Origin of the sequence: Streptomyces sp. NRRL F-6492 (assembly GCF_001280125.1) — a bacterium.
Taxonomy (GTDB): domain Bacteria; phylum Actinomycetota; class Actinomycetes; order Streptomycetales; family Streptomycetaceae; genus Streptomyces.
Genome location: NZ_LGEG01000268.1, coordinates 1 through 17,848 on the forward strand (window position 1 = coordinate 1; position 17,848 = coordinate 17,848).

Sequence of the window (17,848 nt, forward strand, 5' to 3'; positions counted from 1 at the left end):
GTGCGGGGGTGCCGGGGGTGGGTGCGGGGGTGCCGGGGGCGGGGGTGGGGGTGCCGGGGGCGGGTGCGGGGGTGGTCATGCCCCGCACGATGCCGGGGCACGCGCCCGTGGTTGCGGTACGGGGCGTAAACCACCCGGGAGGGGGTCGTACGGGCCGATGGCGGGGAGGTTCGCGCGGGCCCGGGAGTCCGGGCCCGCGGGAGCGTCAGCGGTGGGCGGTGAGGTCCGCGGCGGCGAGCAGGGCGGTGTCCGGGTTGTCGGAGAAGATGCCGTCGATGCCCGTCTCCAGGTACTTCTTCAGGGCCCCGAAGGAGTCGCCGTAGGCGTTCGGGTCGGTGCCCCTGCGGAACTCGGCGGGCAGGAAGGCGTTCTCGTTGCGGTGCGTGTACGGGTGGAGGACGAGCCCGGCCGCGTGGGCGTCGCGGACCAGGGTGGTCGGGGTGCCGAGCCGGCCGTCCGCGCCCCGGGGGATCACCAGGTCGAGCGTGGGCCCGATGCCCTTCGCGTACGAGGAGATCCACCGCAGGCCCTCGGGGGTGACCAGGTCCGCGACCGTGCGCGGGTCCCCGGCCTCGGTGAAGTCCCAGGGGCGGGTGCCCGCGCCGGAGAGCAGGACCACGCCGGGGGCGTCGACCAGCTTCGCCAGGCGCCGGATGCTGCTCGGCTCGAAGGACTGGAGGATGACCGGGGAGTTCGCGCGGTGGCGTCCGTACCGGCGCAGCAGCCGGGCGAGCCGCTCCTCCAGGCCGAGGCCGAGGGAGCGGAAGTAGCTGGGGTGCTTGGTCTCGACGTACAGCCAGACCTCGCGGCCCCGGCGGCGGCCCTCCTCGTCGGCCCAGCGCAGCACCTCCTCGAAGGTGGGGACCGTCCAGCGCCCGTCGTAGAGGGTGTTCTCCTGCCGGTTGCCGGGGATGCGCTCCTTGGCGCGCAGGGTCTTGAGCTCGGCGAGCGTGAAGTCCTCGGTGAACCAGCCGGTGATCGCGGTGCCGTCGACGGTCCTGGTGGTCCTCCGGGAGGCGAACTCGGGGTGGTCGGCGACGTCGGTGGTGCCGGTGATGTCGTTCTCGTGGCGGCAGACCAGGTGTCCGTCCCGGGTGGGGACGAGGTCCTGCTCGATCACGTGGGCGCCGAGGTCGAGGGCCAGCCGGTAGGAGCCGAGGGTGTGTTCGGGGCGGTAGCCGCTCGCGCCGCGGTGGCCGATGACGGTGGGGACGGGCAGGGAGCGGTAGCCGCGGCCGCGGCCGTGCGCGCCGCTCGCCGCGACGGCCGGTGCGGCCTGGGCAGCGGCCTGCGCGGGGCCGGCGGTGAGGGCCGGGGAGGCACCGAGGACGGTGGCGCCCGCCACGCCGAGAACCGTTCTCCGTGCCGGGGTCCGGCGTTCGGCCTGGGTCATAAGGGATCCTCCTGAGTGGACCGGGGTGTGATGTCCCGCACCTGTCGGCGGTGATCCCGACGCTAGGCACGCGGCCCCTACGGGCGGCGGACCTGCGCCGAACTCGGCGGAAACACATGTCAACACTGCGTATCCACCCGGTGAACCCGATGTGCGCGCGGTGGTGACCCGCGAGTATCGTCGCCACCTGCACCGTCGGTGCGGCCGCCTTCGCCCGACCCGCTTCCCACCGGAGGAACCGTTGTCCCGTCTCGCGATCATCAAGGCAGTGCTCGGGCCGGTCATGCGCCTGATGTTCCGCCCCCGCGTGGAGGGCGCCGAGAACATTCCGGGGACGGGTCCCGTGATCCTCGCGGGCAACCACCTGACCTTCATCGACTCGATGATCATGCCGATCTGCCTGGACCGTCCGGTCTACTTCATCGGCAAGGACGAGTACGTGACGGGCAAGGGGCTCAAGGGCCGGGCGATGGCCTGGTTCTTCACCAGCGTCGGCATGATCCCGGTGGACCGGGACGGCGGCCGGGGCGGTGTGGCGGCGCTGATGACGGGCCGCCGGATCCTGGAGGAGGGCAAGGTCTTCTCGATCTACCCGGAGGGCACCCGCTCCCCCGACGGCCGGCTCTACCGGGGCCGTACGGGCATCGCGCGGCTGACCCTGATGACGGGCGCGCCGGTGGTGCCGTTCGCGATGATCGGCACCGACAAGATCCAGCCGGGCGGGGCGGGCTTCCCGCGTCCGGGCCGGGTGACGGTCCGCTTCGGCGAGGCGATGGAGTTCTCGCGGTACGAGGGGATGGACCGCGACCGCTACGTCCTGCGGGCGGTGACGGACTCGGTGATGGCCGAGGTGATGCGGCTCTCCGGGCAGGAGTACGTGGACATGTACGCCACCAAGGCGAAGGCCGCGTAGGCCTTCCGCACGCGCGTGAGGGTGCCCCCGTACGGTCCGGCCGTACGGGGGCACCTTCGTATGTGGGGGCGCGTCAGTGCTCGACGCCGTCCTCCAGCTTCTGGCCCCTGAGCAGGAACCAGGCCGCGACCGCCGTCGCGAGGAGGACCGCCGCGCCGACGCCGGCCGCGATCCGCAGGCCGTCGACGAAGGCCTCCTGGGCGGCCGACACGAGGGCCGTCGCCGTGTCCGGGGCGAGGGTGCCGGAGGCTTCGACGGCGCCGCCGAGGGACTCGTGGGCGGCCGCCGTGACGTCCGAGGGGACGCCGGACGGGGTGGGGAAGCCCCGGTAGACCCCGGTGACGATGGAGCCGAGGACGGCGATGCCGAGCGCGGCGCCCAGTTCGTACGCGGTCTCGGAGACGGCGGACGCGGAGCCGGCCTGCTCCTTGGGGACGCTGGAGAGGATCACGTCGGCGGTGACGGTGAAGGCGAAGCCCGCGCCGACGCCGACGACGAGCAGGGCGGCGCCGAGCAGCGGGTAGCCGGTGTGCTGGTCGAGACCGGTCAGGACGGCGAGGGAGAGGCCGACCGCCGCGAGACCGCCGGCCACCACGGACCGTACGGAGAAGCGGCGGGCCACGATGCCCGCGACCAGGCCGGCGGTGACCGCGCCGACCGCGGCCGGCAGCTCGGCGAGTCCGGCCTCCAGGGGCTGGCGGCCCTGGACCAGCTGGAAGAACTGGGACAGGAAGAACACCAGGCCGGAGAGGCCGAGGATGGTCAGCAGGTCCGCGAGGACGGCGCCGGAGAAGCCGCGGTGGCGGAAGAGGCGCATGTCGAGGAGGGGCGCGGGCAGGGTCAGCTGCCTGCGGACGAACCAGGTGAGCGCGCCGGCGCCGGCGAGGGCGGCGAGGCCCGCGTCGAGGGAGGGGCCGTGCGAGGCCAGTTCCTTGATCGCGTAGACGACGCCGATCATGCCGACGAGGGAGAGCGCGACGCTGGGCAGGTCCCAGGGGCCGGGGTCCGGGTTCTTCGACTCGGGGATCAGCTTGACGCCGACGAGGACGAGGACGGCCATGACGGGCAGGTTGATGAGGAAGACCGAGCCCCACCAGAAGTGCTCCAGGAGGAAGCCGCCGACGACCGGTCCGACGGCCGCGCCGGCCGAGGCCATGGCACCCCAGATGCCGATGGCGAGGCTGCGCTCGCGCGGGTCGTGGAAGAGGTTGCGGATGAGCGCCAGGGTGGACGGCATCAGGGTCGCGCCGGCGACGCCGAGGAGCGCGCGGGCCACGATCATCGTCTCGGGGCTGGTCGCGTAGGCGTTGAGCACGGAGACGGCGCCGAAGGCGGTGGCGCCGATCAGCAGCAGCTTCTTGCGGCCGATGCGGTCGCCGAGGCTGCCCATGGAGACCAGGAGTCCGGCGATGACGAAGGAGTAGACGTCGCCGATCCAGAGCAGCTGGGTGCCGGTGGGTTCGAGGTCCTCGGAGAGGAAGGGGGTGGCGAGGCCGAGCACCGTGGCGTCGACCGCCACGAGCAGGACGGCCAGGACGAGGACGGAGAGGGCGAGCCACCGGCCGGGGCGGCGCACGTCCTCGGTACGGCCGGTGGTCCCGAAGGTGCTGGTGGTCACTTCTCCACGCTCCTGCGCGCTCCGCCGAGCAGCAGCTCGACGATCATGTACTGGAAGTCCTTGGCGGCGACCCGGCCGTCCTGCACGGCCCAGGCGCCGGAACCGACGAGCCCGTAGAAGGCCTCGGTGAGCCAGGCGGGGGTCAGGTCGATCCGGAAGACGCCGTTCTCCTGTCCGCGCCGGAAGAGCGCGGACACCCGGGCGTCGATGCGTTCCCAGCCCTCGTTCTGCTGGTCGCCCTCGAAGAGCTGGTTCTCGGTGACGAGGAACGAGAGCAGGGGGGCGACGGGTTCGACCGCGGCGACGAGCCGGCGTACGGCCTCGTCCTCGGGTCCCTCGTCGATCCCGGCCCCGTCGAGGGCCGCCTCCAGCTCCTGGAGCCCGAGCTCTTCGAGCGCCCGCACCAGGGCGTCGCGCCCGGCGAAGTGCCGGTGCAGCGTGGCGCGGCCGATTCCGGCGGCCCGGGCGACCTCGTCCATGGTGGCGGTCGCCTTGCGGGTGAGCAGGGCGGCGGCGGCGCGGAGCACCTGGATGCGATCGACTGACATGAGACGAGCATACACACAATGAGACACAGATGTCTCATTCGATAAATCGACGCCTCGCCGGAGGCGAGAACGGAATGCTGTGAACATGACGAAGCCACTACTGCTCATCGACGTGGACGGGCCGCTGAACCCGTACGGGGCGAAGCCCGAGCGGCGCCCGGAGGGGTACGAGACCCATCGGATGAGCCCCACGGGCTGGACGGGGGCGAAGCCGCTGCGGGTGTGGCTCAATCCGGGCCACGGGGGCGAGCTGCTGGCGCTCGCGGAGGCGTACGAGCTGGTGTGGGCGACGACGTGGAAGGGTGAGGCCAACGAGTGGATAGGGCCTCCGCTGGGACTGCCCGAGCTGCCGTACATCGACTGGCCCCAGATGCACGGAAGGGCCCCTCGCGGGACCTTCTGGAAGACGCAGTACGTCCTGGAGTACGCGGCGGGGCGGCCGTTCGCCTGGATCGACGACGACATCACGCCGTACGACCACGAGTACGTGGAGCGGAACCACCTCGCCGCCGCCCTGCTCCTGCGCGTCGACGAGCGGATCGGGCTGATCCGGCCGGACTTCGACGCGCTCGCGGAGTGGGCGGCGGCGCTGTAGCGCTTGGGGGTCAGTGCTTGGCGGTGGCCCAGGCGTGCTGGATCACCAGGTCCGCCTTGACCTCGACGAGCTGGACGGCGACGGCGGAGGGGGCGGTGCCGCCCCGGCCGTCGCGGGAGGCGAGGGCGCCGGGGACGTCGAGGACCGTGCGGACCTCGGGGGTGAGGTGCTCGGAGATCTTGGCGAACTGCTCGTCCGTCAGCTCGTCCAGCTCCTTGCCCTCGGACTCGGCGACCTTCACGCACTCGCCGGCCACCTCGTGCGCCACCCGGAACGGCACGCCCTGCCTGACCAGCCACTCGGCGATGTCCGTGGCCAGCGAGAAGCCGGCCGGGGCGAGGGCCTCCATGCGCTCCCGGTGGACGGTGAGCGTGGCCATCATGCCGGTGAAGGCGGGCAGCAGGAGTTCCAGCTGGTCGCAGGAGTCGAAGACCGGCTCCTTGTCCTCCTGGAGGTCCCGGTTGTAGGCGAGCGGGAGCGCCTTGAGGGTGGCCATCAGGCCGGAGAGGTTGCCGATGAGGCGGCCGGACTTGCCCCGGGCGAGCTCCGCGATGTCGGGGTTCTTCTTCTGCGGCATGATCGACGAGCCGGTGGAGAAGGCGTCGTGGAGGGTCACGAAGGAGAACTCCTTCGTGTTCCAGATGATGACCTCCTCCGCGATCCGGGAGAGGTTCACGCCGATCATCGCGGTGATGAAGGCGAACTCGGCGACGAAGTCGCGGGAGGCCGTGCCGTCGATCGAGTTGCCCGCACTGCCCCGCTCGAAGCCGAGGTCCTTCGCGACCGCCTCCGGGTCGAGGCCGAGGGAGGAGCCGGCCAGGGCGCCGGAGCCGTACGGGGAGACCGCCGTCCGGGTGTCCCACTGGCGCAGCCGCTCGGCGTCCCGGGAGAGGGACTGGACGTGGGCCAGGACGTGGTGGGCGAAGAGCACCGGCTGGGCGTGCTGGAGGTGGGTGCGGCCGGGCATGGCGACGTCCGCGTGCGCCTCGGCGAGGCCGACGAGGGCGTCCTGGAGGTCGGCGAGCAGACCGCCGATGATCCGGGCGTGGTCGCGCAGGTACATCCGGAAGAGGGTGGCGACCTGGTCGTTCCGGGACCGGCCGGCGCGCAGCTTGCCGCCGAGGTCCGGGCCGAGGCGCTCCAGGAGGCCCCGCTCCAGGGCGGTGTGGACGTCCTCGTCGGCGATCGTGCCGACGAAGGAGCCGTCGGCGACGTCCGCCTCCAGCCGGTCGAGCCCGGCCAGCATGCGGGTCAGCTCGTCCTGGGTGAGCAGGCCGGCGGTGTGCAGCACGCGCGCGTGGGCGCGGGAGCCGGCGATGTCGTACGGGGCGAGGCGCCAGTCGAAGTGGACCGACGCGGACAGCTTCGCCAGGGCCTCGGCGGGACCGTCGGCGAACCGTCCGCCCCAGAGCCGTACGTCACCGTTGTTGCTGCTCACAGCTGCTGCTCCTCGGGAGGGTGGGGTACCGCCGCCTTCCCGCCCCGGGGCCTCGCGGCACGGGAGCGGAGAAGACGATGGCATAACTATGCAATCCTCCGTATGGTTTGTCAACGCGGGCGGGCCAGGCCGCCGCCCCGATATCCGGCGGCGTCCCCGGCCCCGCGGATCTAGGCTCCGCCCATGCCCACCAGTGCTTTCGACGACCTCGCCGACCGGCTCGCCCACGCCCTGGCCGGGACCGACGCGCGCGCGTGGACCGACTTCGACGAGGACGTCCGGGCCGCGCTGCGGTGGGACTCCCGCGTCCCGCCGGTCCCCACCTGGTTGCCCGGCACCCCGGGCGGGCGGCCCACCGCCGTCGCGACGGCCGTCGCCCTGTGCGGTCCCGACGGGCGGACGCGGGAGGCCGCCCTCTCCTTCGCGGGCGGCTTCCCCGAACTCCTCCCCCTGGTCGTCGTCCGGTGCGCCGACTGGGCCGGGCCCGTGAGGGAACGGGCGCGCTCCGTGCTGCGCGCGGAGCTGCCGGGGCTGTCCCCCGGGGCGTTCGGCGGCCTCCTGGCGGTCGCCCTGCTGACCGCCGGGCGGCTGCGCGGGGACGCCGCGCGGGAGCTGCTGGCCGGAGCCCTGCGGGAGGGCTCCGGGAGCCGGGTGACCGCGCTGCTCGGGAACGGCGACCGGAGGGTCCGGCGGCTCGCCCACCGGATCGCCGTGGAGCGCGCCCTCCTCTCCCCCGTACGGCTCGCGGAGACAGCCGCCGCCGACCCCGACGCGGTCGTCCAGGACCTCTGCGCGAACGCCGCGCTCGCCGCCGCCGGGGACGGGGACGGGGACCGGGGGGCCGTCCTCGCCCCGCTCCTGCGCTCCCGGCAGGGGCGGGTGCGGGCCGCCGGGGTCACGGGGCTGCGCCGGACGGGACGGGCGCCCGAGGCCGAGCCGTTCCTGTACGACCGCTCCGCGCTGGCGCGCGCCTGTGCCCGCTGGGTGCTGCGACAGGCGGGCACGGACCCGCTGCCCCTCTACCGGGCGGCCTGCGCCGCCGGAGCCGGGGTGCCCGACGACGCGCCGTCCGGTCTCGGCGAGTGCGGCGACCGGGCCGTGGACGCCCCGGTCCTGTGGGAGCTCACGGGCCACGAGCGGCCCCGCGTGCGGGCGGCCGCCGTGGCGGGACTGCGCCGGCTCGACGCCGTACGGGTGGAGCCCCTCGTACCCCTGCTCGACGACGGTTCGGCGCGGGTCGTGCGCGAGGCCGTGACGGCGCTGCTGCCGTGGGCCGACCGGCTTCCGGCCGACGGGCTCCTCCGGCGCGCGACCACCGCCCCCGCCCCGCACGTCCGCGGGGGCGCGCTGCGCCTGCTCGCCGAGACCGGGGGCGCACCGTGGCGGGAGGCGGTCCGGGTGCTCGTCGACGACCCGGATCCGAAGCTGCGGGCCCGGGCGCGGGGAGAAGCGCCTTCTTCCGCAAGGGACTTGCCAAACGTTCGCTCCGGGCAGGTGCGGTGAGCAGAATGTCGGCCATGGGAAAGACATACGAACGCATCGACGGACGGCTGCGCACCTTCATCGAGGAGCAGCCGGTGTTCTTCACCGCGACCGCTCCCCTGACCGGCGACGGCCACGTCAACCTCTCCCCCAAGGGACGGCACGGCACCCTCGTGGTGCTCGACGAACTGACCCTCGCCTACGTGGACTTCGGCGGCAGCGGCGCCGAGACGATCGCGCACCTGCGGGAGCCGGGCAACGGGCGGATCACCCTGATGTGGACCGCGTTCTCGGGGCCGCCGACCGTGGTGCGGGTGCACGGGACCGGGGAGGCGGTGTTCCGGGACGACCCGCGCTGGGGCGAGCTGTTCGCCCGGTTCCCGGCCGAGGCCGTGGAGGGGCAGGGCAGCGCCCGGGCGATCGTCGTGGTGCGGGCGCGGCTGATCAGGGACGCCTGCGGGTTCGCCGTCCCGCTGATGGAGTACCGGGACGAACGGACCCTGCACGCGGAGTACTTCAACCGGAAGACGGACGAGGAGTTCAACGCGTACTGCGAGGGCAAGGAGCACATCGCGAGCAGCCTGGACGGGCTGCCCGCGCTGCCGCTGCCGCTGCCGCCGCTGCCCGCCGCGGCCGGGTGACCCGTACGGGTCCGAGCTGATCGGCCGTACGGGTCCGCACCGCGGGCCTACTCCTGGGCCAGTTTCAGGAGGTGGTCCGCCAGGGCCTGGCCGCCCACCGGGTCGCGGCTGATCAGCAGGAGGGTGTCGTCGCCCGCGATCGTGCCGAGGATGGCGTGCAGTTCGGCCTGGTCGATGGCCGACGCGAGGAACTGGGCGGCGCCCGGCGGGGTCCGCAGGACCACCAGGTTCGCGGAGGCCTCGGCGGAGATCAGCAGTTCGCCGGAGAGGCGCCGCATGCGCTCCTCCTTGGCGGACTCGCCGAGCGGGGCCTGCGGGGTGCGGAAGCCGCCCTCGCTGGGGACCGCGTAGATCAGCTCCCCGCCGGTGTTGCGGATCTTCACCGCGCCCAGCTCGTCGAGGTCGCGGGAGAGCGTCGCCTGGGTGACGCTCAGGCCGTCGTCCGCGAGGAGCTTGGCCAGCTGGCTCTGCGAGCGCACCGGCTGCCGGTTGAGGATGTCGACGATCCTGCGGTGGCGTGCGGTGCGGGTCTGCGGAACGGACGGCCCTCCGTGCTCGTTCTCCTGCGCGTCGGTCATCGTCGTCTCATTCTCCGCTTCGTCCTTGCCCGTTCACCACGTCGAGGACCCCGGGCAGCGCACCGACGAAGGCGTCCGCCTCGGCGTCGGTGAGGAGCAGCGAAGGCATGATCCGTACGACATCGGGGGCGGGCGCGTTCACCAGGAGGCCGGCGTCCTGAGCCGCCTGCTGCACCTGGGGCGCGAGGGGCTCCGTGAGCACGATACCCAGCAGGAGGCCCGCACCACGGACGTGGGAGACCAGCGGGTGGCCCAGACCCTCGATTCCCTGCCGCAGCCGCTCCCCCACCGCCTTCACGTGGTCGAGGGCCGCGTCGGCGGCGAGGGTGTCCAGGACGGCGAGTCCGGCGGCGCAGGCGACCGGGTTGCCGCCGAAGGTGGTGCCGTGGTGGCCGGGGCCGAAGAGGTCGGCGGCCGGGCCGAAGGCGACGGTCGCGCCGATCGGGAGGCCGCCGCCGAGGCCCTTGGCGAGGGTGACGACATCCGGGTCGACGCCCTCGTGGGCCTGGTACTCGAACCAGTGGCCGCACCGGCCGATGCCGGTCTGGACCTCGTCGAGGACGAGCAGGGTGCCGGTGGCGCGGGTGATCTCCCGGGCCGCCTTCAGATAGCCGGGCGGCGGGACGACGACGCCGTTCTCGCCCTGGATCGGTTCGATGACCACCAGGGCGGTGTCCTCGGTGACCGCGGCCCGCAGCGCCTCGGCGTCGCCGTACGGGACGTGGGTGACGTCGCCGGGCAGCGGCAGGAAGGGGGTCTGCTTGGCGGGCTGGCCGGTGAGGGCCAGGGAGCCCATGGTCCGGCCGTGGAAGCCGCCCCGCGTGGCGACCAGGTGGGAACGGCCGGTGAGCCGGCCGATCTTGAAGGCGCCCTCGACGGCCTCGGCGCCCGAGTTGCAGAAGAAGACCCTGCCGGGCCGGCCGAAGAGGCCGAGGAGCCGCTCGGCGAGGGCGACGGGCGGTTCGGCCACGAAGAGGTTGGAGACGTGGCCGAGGGTCCCGACCTGCCGGGAGACGGCCTCGACGACCGCCGGGTGGGCGTGGCCGAGTGCGTTGACGGCGATGCCGCCGACGAAGTCCAGGTACTCCTTGCCGTCGGCGTCCCAGACCCTGGCGCCCTCGCCGCGGACGAGGGGCAGCCGGGGCGTGCCGTAGTTGTTCATGAGCGAGCCCTGCCACCGCCGGGTCAGCTCCGCGTTGCCGGTCTCGACGCCGTCGCCGGTCTCCATGCCGTTGCCGCCCATCAGTCCCCCTGTCCGTCCTGGCCGTCCGGTACGACCATCGTCCCGATGCCCTCGTCGGTGAAGATCTCCAGCAGGATCGAGTGCTGGACCCGGCCGTCGATCACGCGGGCCGTGGTGACCCCGTTCCGCACGGCGTGCAGGCAGCCCTCCATCTTGGGGACCATGCCGCTGGAGAGCTCGGGCAGCAGCTTCTCCAGCTGGCTCGCGGTGAGCCTGCTGATGACCTCGTCGCTGTTCGGCCAGTCCTCGTAGAGGCCCTCGACGTCGGTCAGGACCATCAGGGTCTCGGCACCCAGCGCCGCAGCGAGTGCCGCAGCCGCCGTATCAGCATTGACGTTGTAGACATGTCCGTCGTCCCGGGAGCGTGCGATGGAGGAGACGACCGGGATCCGGCCGTCCTCCAGGAGTGCTTCGATGGCGCCGGTCTCGATGGCGGTGATCTCGCCGACCCGGCCGATGTCGACCTGCTCGCCCCCGATGACCGGGCGGTGCTGGACGGCGGTGATGGTGCGGGCGTCCTCGCCGGTCATGCCGACGGCGAACGGCCCGTGCTGGTTGAGCAGTCCGACCAGCTCGCGCTGGACCTGCCCGGCGAGCACCATCCGTACGACGTCCATCGCCTCGGGGGTGGTGACCCGGAGGCCGGCCTTGAACTCGCTGACCAGGCCGTGCCGGTCGAGGGCGGCGTTGATCTGGGGGCCGCCGCCGTGCACCACGACCGGCCTGAGGCCGGCGTGGCGCAGGAAGACGACGTCCTGCGCGAAGGCGGCCTTGAGGTCCTCGTCCACCATGGCGTTGCCGCCGAACTTGATGACGACGGTCTTGCCGTGGTGGCGGGTGAGCCAGGGCAGCGCCTCGATGAGGATCTCGGCCTTGGGGAGCGCGGTGTGCTTCCGCGTGGCGCCGGTCACGACGAGTACGCGCTGTTCTCGTGGACGTAGTCCGCGGTCAGGTCGTTGGCCCAGATGACGGCGGACTCGGAGCCGGCGGCGAGGTCGGCGGTGACGGTGACCTCCCGGTAGCGCATGTCCACGAGGTCGCGGTCCTCGCCGACCGAGCCGTTCCGGCAGACCCAGACGCCGTTGATGGCGACGTTGAGCTCGTCGGGCTCGAAGGCCGCCGCGGTCGTGCCGATGGCGGAGAGCACCCGGCCCCAGTTGGGGTCCTCGCCGTGGATGGCGCACTTGAGGAGGTTGTTGCGGGCGATGGACCGGCCCACCTCGACGGCGTCGTCCTCGGTCGCGGCGTTGACCACCTCGATGCGGATGTCCTTGCTGGCGCCCTCGGCGTCGCCGATGAGCTGGCGGGCGAGGTCGTCGCAGACGGCCCGTACGGCTCCGGTGAACTCGTCCTGGGCGGGGGTGGCCCCGGAGGCGCCGGAGGCCAGGAGCAGGACGGTGTCGTTGGTGGACATGCAGCCGTCGGAGTCGACCCGGTCGAAGGTGACGCGGGTGGCGCCCCTCAGGGCGTCGTCGAGGCCCTTGGCGTCCACGTCGGCGTCGGTGGTGAGGACGACGAGCATGGTGGCGAGGCCGGGGGCGAGCATGCCGGCGCCCTTGGCCATGCCGCCGACCGTCCAGCCGTGGACGGTGTCGGTGGTCTTGATGGCGATGGCGGCCTTCTCGCCGCCGTGCTCGGAGAGTTCGGCCGCGGCCTTCTCGACGCCGGGGAGCAGCCTGTCCATGGGGAGCAGGATGCCGATGAGTCCGGTGGAGGCGACGGCGACCTCGCCGGCGCCGACCTCCTCCCCCTTCGCGGAGAGGACCTCCGCGACCTTCTCGGCGGTGGCGTGGGTGTCCTGGAAGCCCTGCGGGCCCGTGCAGGCGTTGGCGCCGCCGGAGTTGAGGACGACGGCGGTCAGCTCGCCGTCGGCGAGGACCCGCTGGGACCAGACGACGGGGGCGGCCTTGACGCGGTTGGAGGTGAACACTCCCGCGGCGGCGCGGCGGGGCCCGGTGTTGACCACGAGGGCCAGGTCCGGGTTGCCGTTCTGCTTGATCCCGGCGGCGATGCCCGCCGCCGTGAATCCCTTCGCTGCGGTGACGCTCACTGTGCTTCTCCGTTCGCTTCTCCGCCCGCACGGCGCAGGGGTGCGGGCTTCGTCGTCGTCTGCCGGCCGGCGGCCGTGCGTGCGTCGCTCACGGAGCGACTCCGATCGTGGAAAGTCCGGTGCTCTCGGGGAGCCCGAGGGCGATGTTCATGCTCTGCACCGCGCCGCCGGCGGTGCCCTTGGTGAGGTTGTCGATGGCGCTGATCGCGATGATCCGGCGCGCGCCGGGGTCGTACGCGACCTGCACCTGGACGGCGTTGGAGCCGTAGACGGACGCGGTCGCCGGCCACTGCCCCTCGGGGAGCAGGTGGACGAACGGCTCGTCCGCGAAGGCCTTCTCGTACGCGGTCCGCACGGCCTCGGCGGTGACGCCCGGCTTCGCGGCGGCCGTGCAGGTGGCGAGGATGCCGCGGGGCATCGGGGCCAGGGTGGGCGTGAAGGAGACGGTGACCCGCTCCCCCGCCGGGCCGCTGAGGTTCTGGATCATCTCGGGGGTGTGGCGGTGGCCGCCGCCGACCCCGTACGGGGACATGCTGCCCATGACCTCGCTGCCCAGCAGGTGCGGCTTGGCCGCCTTGCCGGCGCCGGAGGTGCCGGAGGCGGCGACGATCACGGCCTCGGGCTCGGCGAGGCCGTCCGCGTACGCCGGGAAGAGCGCGAGCGAGACGGCGGTGGGGTAGCAGCCGGGCACCGCGACGCGCTTGGACCCCTCCAGGGCGGCGCGGGCACCCGGCAGTTCGGGGAGGCCGTAGGGCCAGGTCCCGGCGTGCGGGGAGCCGTAGTACGTCTCCCAGTCGGCCGGGTCGTCCAGCCGGAAGTCGGCGCCCATGTCGACGACGAGGACGTCCGGTCCGAGCCGCTCGGCGACGGCGGCGGACTGGCCGTGCGGCAGCGCGAGGAAGACGACGTCGTGCCCGGCGAGCTCCTCGGCGGCGGTGGGCACGAGGACGCGGTCGGCGAGCGGGAGCAGCTGGGGCTGGAGGGCCCCGAGGCGCTGACCGGCGTTGGAGTGGCCGGTCAGGGCGCCGATCTCGACGTGGGGGTGCGCCAGGAGCAGACGCAGGAGCTCTCCGCCCGCGTATCCGCTCGCACCCGCCACCGCTGCTCGTACCGTCATCGAAAGCCTCCTCAGGGATGGCATGACTATACGCAAGACCGCAGTTTTATGCAACGAGTCGTGAGGAGCCGCCCGGTCGCTCCGCACGGCTCCCGCCGCCGGGGGCGTCACTTGGCAGCGGAACGCCCCCTACTTCCGATCCCAGATCACGGAGAGGCGGTGGTCGTGCTCGTAGCCGGGCCGGGAGAGCGGGCCGAGGCGTTCGATCGCCTCGTCGGCGCGCGGGTCGTCGCGCCGGAGGAGGCCGTAGGCGACGTCGAGCCGCGTCACGAAGTCGTCCTCGTCCAGCAGTGCGGCGAGGGCATCGGCGATCACCCCGGTGCGGTCCGCGCCGCTCGCGACGGCGTCCGCCGCACAGGCCCGCACCTTGGCCTCCGGGTCCCGCAGCAGGCCGACGACGGCATCCGTGAAGCCGGGACCGGCTTCGTGGGCCGCGACCACCGGCCGGACGGCTCCGGCGCGCACGTCGTGGTCCTCGTCCCCGGCGAGCGCGAGCAGGGCGGCGCGGGTCGCCGCGCCGAGGAGAGGGGAAGGGGCCCGTCCGTCGAACAGGAGAACGGGGACCTCGCCGCGGACACGCGGATCCGGATGACCGGCATGCCGCAGCCCCACGGCCTCCAGCTCCCCGTGCTCCGCCTCGCTCAGGACGCGGAGCACCTCGGCGAGGACGCGGGGGTCGTCATCGCCGTCGGTCGCCCAGGCGACGAGCAGTTCCGCCGTCTCCCGCTCGTAGGAGTTCCGCCGGTTCGAGGTGAGGAGGAGATGGAGGCAGAGGACGTCCAGGACGAACAGCCGGCGCTCCGGGTCCGGGGCGTGGCGGTGCGCCGTGACGGCCGACCACGTCTCCCTGCTGCGGCGCTTGTCGAGGGTCCACAGGGCGGAGGACCGGTCGACGTGCTCGGGGTCGCGCCGGGCCACGGCCCTGGCCACCAGTTCGTCCACGGGCGTCAGAATGCGGAAGGCCCGTTCCAGGTCGGTGAGGATCGCGCCGTGCCCTTCGCGGACCGTCAGGCCGCCGAGCGTCAGCTCCGACACGGAGGCGTACGCGTCGTCCCTCACCGACGACCGGCGGGCGGGTCCGGACCCGCCCGCCCTGTCGCGGAGTCCGCCCTCCGCGCCCCGCTCGTACCAGCGCCGGGCCAGGGCGAGCAGCCGCCCCCTCTCGGCCTCCGGGAGGCGCAGCCGGGGCTCCCGGCCCAGCACGGCGCTCACGACCGCCGGAGAACCGCCGTCGACCGCCCGCACCAGCGGGGTCGTTCCGTCCGGCAGTCTCCGGTCCGGATCCGCACCGCCCCCGAGGAGCGCCTCCGCGACGGCGGCGTCGTAGGCGGCGACCGCCAGGCACAGCACCGGCAGACCGTCGTCCGCGACCGTGTCCGGGTCCGCCCCGGCCTCCAGCGACGCGGTCACGGCTTCCGCGTCCCCGCGCCGGACCGCCCTCACGAGCCTCGTGTCGTCCATGTTCCGCCGTGCCCCCGTCTCGCATCCGTCTCGCATCCGTCTCGCAGTGGAATGCATCGTCGACCCCGCCCGCCACAGTCGTACTACAGACAGCCGCACCCCTACAGGTGGTCGAAGAATCCGGTCCGCCAGGCGACTCCACCACCGGGGCCGACCCACTCGGTCATGCGCGTCACGCCGTCGCAGGGGGCGCCGCAGGGCCGGTTCCGAGACCAGTACGCAACCGAGGGAGCGCGCCGCCTCCTCGGCGACGACGGCGAGGTCTGCGAAGTCGCTCAGCCGGAGCGTGATCCGCTCCCCGGCCTCCGCCGCCCCGGCCGGGACGGCGACGTCCGCGTGGAAGCCCGCGTCCTGGATGCCGGTGCCGGCCGGGCAGGGGCAGTCGAAGGCGGCCCGCGGCCGTTCGACCAGCGCGCGGACGCGGGCGAGGGCCCCCGCGCGGTCGAAGCCGTACGGGAACTCCGGGTGGGCGGGGGTCGGCGCACGGTCGGCCGCGCACAGGACCGCGACGGCGTCCGCGTCTTCCGTCGCGTCTTCCGTCGCGTCTTTCGTCACGTCCGTGGTCGGCCCTTCCGTCGCGTCCGCCCTCGCCCCTTCCGTCACGGGTTCACTCTCCCGCGGAGCCACCGGCCGGGCGCGGGCGGTGCGGGCCCCGGTCCCCTCGCCCGGAATTCCCCGACCCTCTTTGCATGACCATGCGAGATGATGCATACTCTTCCTATGTCCAAGGTCCTCACCTCCCTGCCCGCCGGCGAGCGCGTCGGCATCGCCTTCTCCGGCGGCCTCGACACCTCCGTCGCGGTCGCATGGATGCGCGACAAGGGCGCCATCCCCTGCACCTACACCGCCGACATCGGCCAGTACGACGAGCCCGACATCGCCTCGGTGCCCGGTCGCGCGAAGACCTACGGTGCCGAGATCGCGCGCCTGGTCGACTGCCGGGCGGCGCTGGTCGAGGAGGGCCTCGCCGCGCTCACCTGCGGCGCGTTCCACATCCGCTCGGGCGGCCGTGCCTACTTCAACACCACGCCCCTGGGCCGCGCCGTCACCGGCACCCTCCTGGTCCGGGCGATGCTGGAGGACGACGTCCAGATCTGGGGCGACGGCTCGACCTTCAAGGGCAACGACATCGAGCGGTTCTACCGCTACGGGCTGCTCGCCAACCCCCACCTGCGGATCTACAAGCCGTGGCTGGACACCGACTTCGTGACCGAGCTCGGCGGCCGCAAGGAGATGTCGGAGTGGCTCCTCGCCCACGACCTCCCCTACCGCGACAGCACGGAGAAGGCGTACTCCACCGACGCCAACATCTGGGGCGCCACCCATGAGGCCAAGACCCTGGAGCACCTGGACACCGGCGTCGAGACCGTCGAGCCGATCATGGGCGTCCGGTTCTGGGACCCGTCGGTCGAGATCGCCGCCGAGGACGTCACCATCGGCTTCGACCAGGGCCGTCCGGTCACCGTCAACGGCAAGGAGTTCTCCTCCGCCGTCGACCTCGTCATGGAGGCCAACGCCATCGGCGGCCGCCACGGCATGGGCATGTCGGACCAGATCGAGAACCGGATCATCGAGGCCAAGAGCCGGGGCATCTACGAGGCCCCCGGCATGGCCCTGCTGCACGCCGCGTACGAGCGCCTGGTCAACGCGATCCACAACGAGGACACCCTCGCCCAGTACCACAACGAGGGACGGCGTCTCGGCCGGCTCATGTACGAGGGCCGGTGGCTCGACCCGCAGGCGCTGATGGTCCGCGAGTCCCTCCAGCGCTGGGTCGGCACGGCCGTCACCGGCGAGGTGACGCTGCGGCTGCGGCGCGGCGAGGACTACTCGATCCTCGACACCACGGGCCCGGCGTTCAGCTACCACCCGGACAAGCTGTCCATGGAGCGCACCGAGGACTCGGCCTTCGGGCCGTCGGACCGGATCGGCCAGCTCACCATGCGGAACCTCGACATCGCCGACTCCCGCGCCAAGCTGGAGCAGTACGCGGGCCTCGGTCTGATCGGCACGGCCAACCCCGCCATCGGCGCCGCCCAGGCCGCCGCGACCGGGCTGATCGGCAGCATGCCGGAGGGCGGGGCCGAGGCCATCGCCTCGCGCGGCGAGTCCTCGGACGACGACGAGCTGCTCGACCGGGCCGCGATGGAGTTCGGCACGGACTGACGCGCGGGCCGTCGGGCGACGGCTCGTCAGCGGCGAAAGGGCCGGTCCGGCACCCTCGGTGCCGGGCCGGCCCTTTCGCCGAGCGGCCCTGAGAGGGCCCGGAGGCGGTACGGACGGTCTTCTCGCGAGCCTCCTGGACCCGGTGCGGGCGGTACGGCGGGTCAGGCCGTCACGCCGCCGGGCGGGGCCGTCGTCTCCTCCGGGTTCCGGCCGCCGCGCGGCGCGGCCGCGCGGGAGGCCAGTCCGTCGCGCATCCGGGTCAGCCGGGCGATCTCCTCGTCGAGGGCCTCGATCCGGCGGTTCACGACCGGGGAGGTCCGCGCGCAGACGCCCTCCGGGACCCGCCGGGAGCGGATCGCCTCCACGTCGAGGAGGGAGAGGCGGTCCACGCAGGCGCGGACGTCCTCGATCGTCAGGCCGAGGGCGAGGAGTTCGCGCACCACGCGCACGCGTGCCACGTCGTCCGGGCCGTACTCCCGCTGACCGGCCGGGGTGCGGACGGGGGGCGGGAGGAGGCCCCGCTGCTCGTACAGGCGCAGGGCCCTGGGCGTGGTCCCCGCCGCTGCCGCCGCGTCGCCGATCCGCATGCCGACCGCCCTCCGTCG

At 73.4% G+C, this 17,848-nt stretch carries 16 protein-coding genes; 5 read left to right on the forward strand and 11 right to left on the reverse strand.

The features are described 5' to 3' along the window. Positions 1-205: 205 nt before the first annotated feature. Complete coding sequence (locus ADL08_RS31800; RefSeq protein WP_053649157.1) at positions 206-1,393, reverse strand: glycerophosphodiester phosphodiesterase; 1,188 nt, start codon at positions 1,391-1,393, stop codon at positions 206-208. 241 nt (positions 1,394-1,634) lie between these two features. Here ADL08_RS31800 and ADL08_RS31805 point away from each other — a divergent pair, with 241 nt between their 5' ends. Continuing rightward, complete coding sequence (locus ADL08_RS31805; RefSeq protein ID WP_053649160.1) at positions 1,635-2,306, forward strand: lysophospholipid acyltransferase family protein; 672 nt, start codon at positions 1,635-1,637, stop codon at positions 2,304-2,306. A gap of 73 nt (positions 2,307-2,379) precedes the next feature. Here ADL08_RS31805 and ADL08_RS31810 read toward each other — a convergent pair whose 3' ends face one another. Together ADL08_RS31810 and ADL08_RS31815 are read right to left on the reverse strand one after the other, a co-directional pair. Then, positions 2,380-3,924 (reverse strand): MFS transporter, encoded by a 1,545-nt coding sequence (locus ADL08_RS31810; protein ID WP_053649162.1) that lies wholly within the window; start codon positions 3,922-3,924, stop codon positions 2,380-2,382. After that, a complete protein-coding gene (locus ADL08_RS31815; RefSeq protein ID WP_053649164.1) occupies positions 3,921-4,472 on the reverse strand; it encodes a TetR/AcrR family transcriptional regulator in 552 nt (183 codons plus the stop codon). Before ADL08_RS31815 ends, ADL08_RS31810 begins: the two co-directional genes overlap by 4 nt. An 85-nt stretch (positions 4,473-4,557) precedes the next feature. Between ADL08_RS31815 and ADL08_RS31820 the strand changes: the two genes are divergently transcribed. Then, on the forward strand, positions 4,558-5,067 hold the full coding sequence (locus tag ADL08_RS31820; protein WP_053649217.1) for an HAD domain-containing protein: 510 nt from the start codon (positions 4,558-4,560) through the stop codon (positions 5,065-5,067). A gap of 10 nt (positions 5,068-5,077) precedes the next feature. Here ADL08_RS31820 and argH read toward each other — a convergent pair whose 3' ends face one another. Then, positions 5,078-6,505, reverse strand: a complete 1,428-nt coding sequence (argH, locus tag ADL08_RS31825; protein ID WP_053649166.1) for an argininosuccinate lyase — start codon at positions 6,503-6,505, stop codon at positions 5,078-5,080. Between the two features lie 183 nt (positions 6,506-6,688). Between argH and ADL08_RS31830 the strand changes: the two genes are divergently transcribed. Both ADL08_RS31830 and ADL08_RS31835 read left to right on the forward strand, forming a co-directional pair. After that, positions 6,689-8,008 carry a hypothetical protein gene (locus tag ADL08_RS31830; protein ID WP_053649168.1) on the forward strand — a complete coding sequence of 440 codons (1,320 nt, stop codon included), beginning with the start codon at positions 6,689-6,691 and terminating at the stop codon, positions 8,006-8,008. A gap of 14 nt (positions 8,009-8,022) precedes the next feature. After that, positions 8,023-8,628 carry a pyridoxamine 5'-phosphate oxidase family protein gene (locus tag ADL08_RS31835; RefSeq protein ID WP_053649170.1) on the forward strand — a complete coding sequence of 202 codons (606 nt, stop codon included), beginning with the start codon at positions 8,023-8,025 and terminating at the stop codon, positions 8,626-8,628. 47 nt (positions 8,629-8,675) lie between these two features. On the opposite strand, the gene ADL08_RS31840 is transcribed toward ADL08_RS31835, so the two are convergent. The 6 genes from ADL08_RS31840 to ADL08_RS31865 form a co-directional block, all read right to left on the reverse strand. After that, entirely contained in the window at positions 8,676-9,206 is a 531-nt protein-coding gene (locus ADL08_RS31840; RefSeq protein ID WP_053649172.1) for an arginine repressor, read from the reverse strand. A gap of 7 nt (positions 9,207-9,213) precedes the next feature. Further along, positions 9,214-10,449: an acetylornithine transaminase gene (locus ADL08_RS31845; protein ID WP_234352342.1), complete on the reverse strand. Its 1,236-nt coding sequence runs from the start codon at positions 10,447-10,449 to the stop codon at positions 9,214-9,216. Next, positions 10,449-11,360 carry an acetylglutamate kinase gene (gene argB, locus ADL08_RS31850; RefSeq protein WP_053649174.1) on the reverse strand — a complete coding sequence of 304 codons (912 nt, stop codon included), beginning with the start codon at positions 11,358-11,360 and terminating at the stop codon, positions 10,449-10,451. The genes ADL08_RS31845 and argB overlap by 1 nt, the downstream gene beginning before the upstream one ends. Next, positions 11,357-12,499, reverse strand: coding sequence for a bifunctional glutamate N-acetyltransferase/amino-acid acetyltransferase ArgJ (gene argJ, locus ADL08_RS31855; protein ID WP_053649176.1), 1,143 nt, complete (start codon positions 12,497-12,499; stop codon positions 11,357-11,359). The genes argB and argJ overlap by 4 nt, the downstream gene beginning before the upstream one ends. A gap of 88 nt (positions 12,500-12,587) precedes the next feature. Then, positions 12,588-13,616: an N-acetyl-gamma-glutamyl-phosphate reductase gene (argC, locus tag ADL08_RS31860; RefSeq protein ID WP_053649178.1), complete on the reverse strand. Its 1,029-nt coding sequence runs from the start codon at positions 13,614-13,616 to the stop codon at positions 12,588-12,590. A 129-nt stretch (positions 13,617-13,745) separates the two neighbouring features. Beyond that, positions 13,746-15,632, reverse strand: coding sequence for an ankyrin repeat domain-containing protein (locus ADL08_RS31865; protein WP_234352343.1), 1,887 nt, complete (start codon positions 15,630-15,632; stop codon positions 13,746-13,748). Positions 15,633-15,797: 165 nt separating this feature from the next. Between ADL08_RS31865 and argG the strand changes: the two genes are divergently transcribed. Further along, complete coding sequence (gene argG / locus ADL08_RS31870) at positions 15,798-17,243, forward strand: argininosuccinate synthase (RefSeq protein WP_053649182.1); 1,446 nt, start codon at positions 15,798-15,800, stop codon at positions 17,241-17,243. Positions 17,244-17,404: 161 nt separating this feature from the next. Here argG and ADL08_RS31875 read toward each other — a convergent pair whose 3' ends face one another. Further along, positions 17,405-17,830 carry a MerR family transcriptional regulator gene (locus ADL08_RS31875; protein ID WP_053649184.1) on the reverse strand — a complete coding sequence of 142 codons (426 nt, stop codon included), beginning with the start codon at positions 17,828-17,830 and terminating at the stop codon, positions 17,405-17,407. Positions 17,831-17,848 lie beyond the last annotated feature (18 nt).

Coding starts and splice junctions, on each gene's coding strand:
- ADL08_RS31835 (WP_053649170.1), top strand. CDS start 8,023: ATGGGAAAGACATACGAACGCATCGACGGACGGCTGCGCACCTTCATC.
- argC (WP_053649178.1), bottom strand. CDS start 13,616: ATGACGGTACGAGCAGCGGTGGCGGGTGCGAGCGGATACGCGGGCGGA.
- ADL08_RS31815 (WP_053649164.1), bottom strand. CDS start 4,472: ATGTCAGTCGATCGCATCCAGGTGCTCCGCGCCGCCGCCGCCCTGCTC.
- ADL08_RS31800 (WP_053649157.1), bottom strand. CDS start 1,393: ATGACCCAGGCCGAACGCCGGACCCCGGCACGGAGAACGGTTCTCGGC.
- ADL08_RS31830 (WP_053649168.1), top strand. CDS start 6,689: ATGCCCACCAGTGCTTTCGACGACCTCGCCGACCGGCTCGCCCACGCC.
- ADL08_RS31875 (WP_053649184.1), bottom strand. CDS start 17,830: ATGCGGATCGGCGACGCGGCGGCAGCGGCGGGGACCACGCCCAGGGCC.
- ADL08_RS31840 (WP_053649172.1), bottom strand. CDS start 9,206: ATGACCGACGCGCAGGAGAACGAGCACGGAGGGCCGTCCGTTCCGCAG.
- ADL08_RS31845 (WP_234352342.1), bottom strand. CDS start 10,449: ATGGGCGGCAACGGCATGGAGACCGGCGACGGCGTCGAGACCGGCAAC.
- argG (WP_053649182.1), top strand. CDS start 15,798: ATGTCCAAGGTCCTCACCTCCCTGCCCGCCGGCGAGCGCGTCGGCATC.
- ADL08_RS31820 (WP_053649217.1), top strand. CDS start 4,558: ATGACGAAGCCACTACTGCTCATCGACGTGGACGGGCCGCTGAACCCG.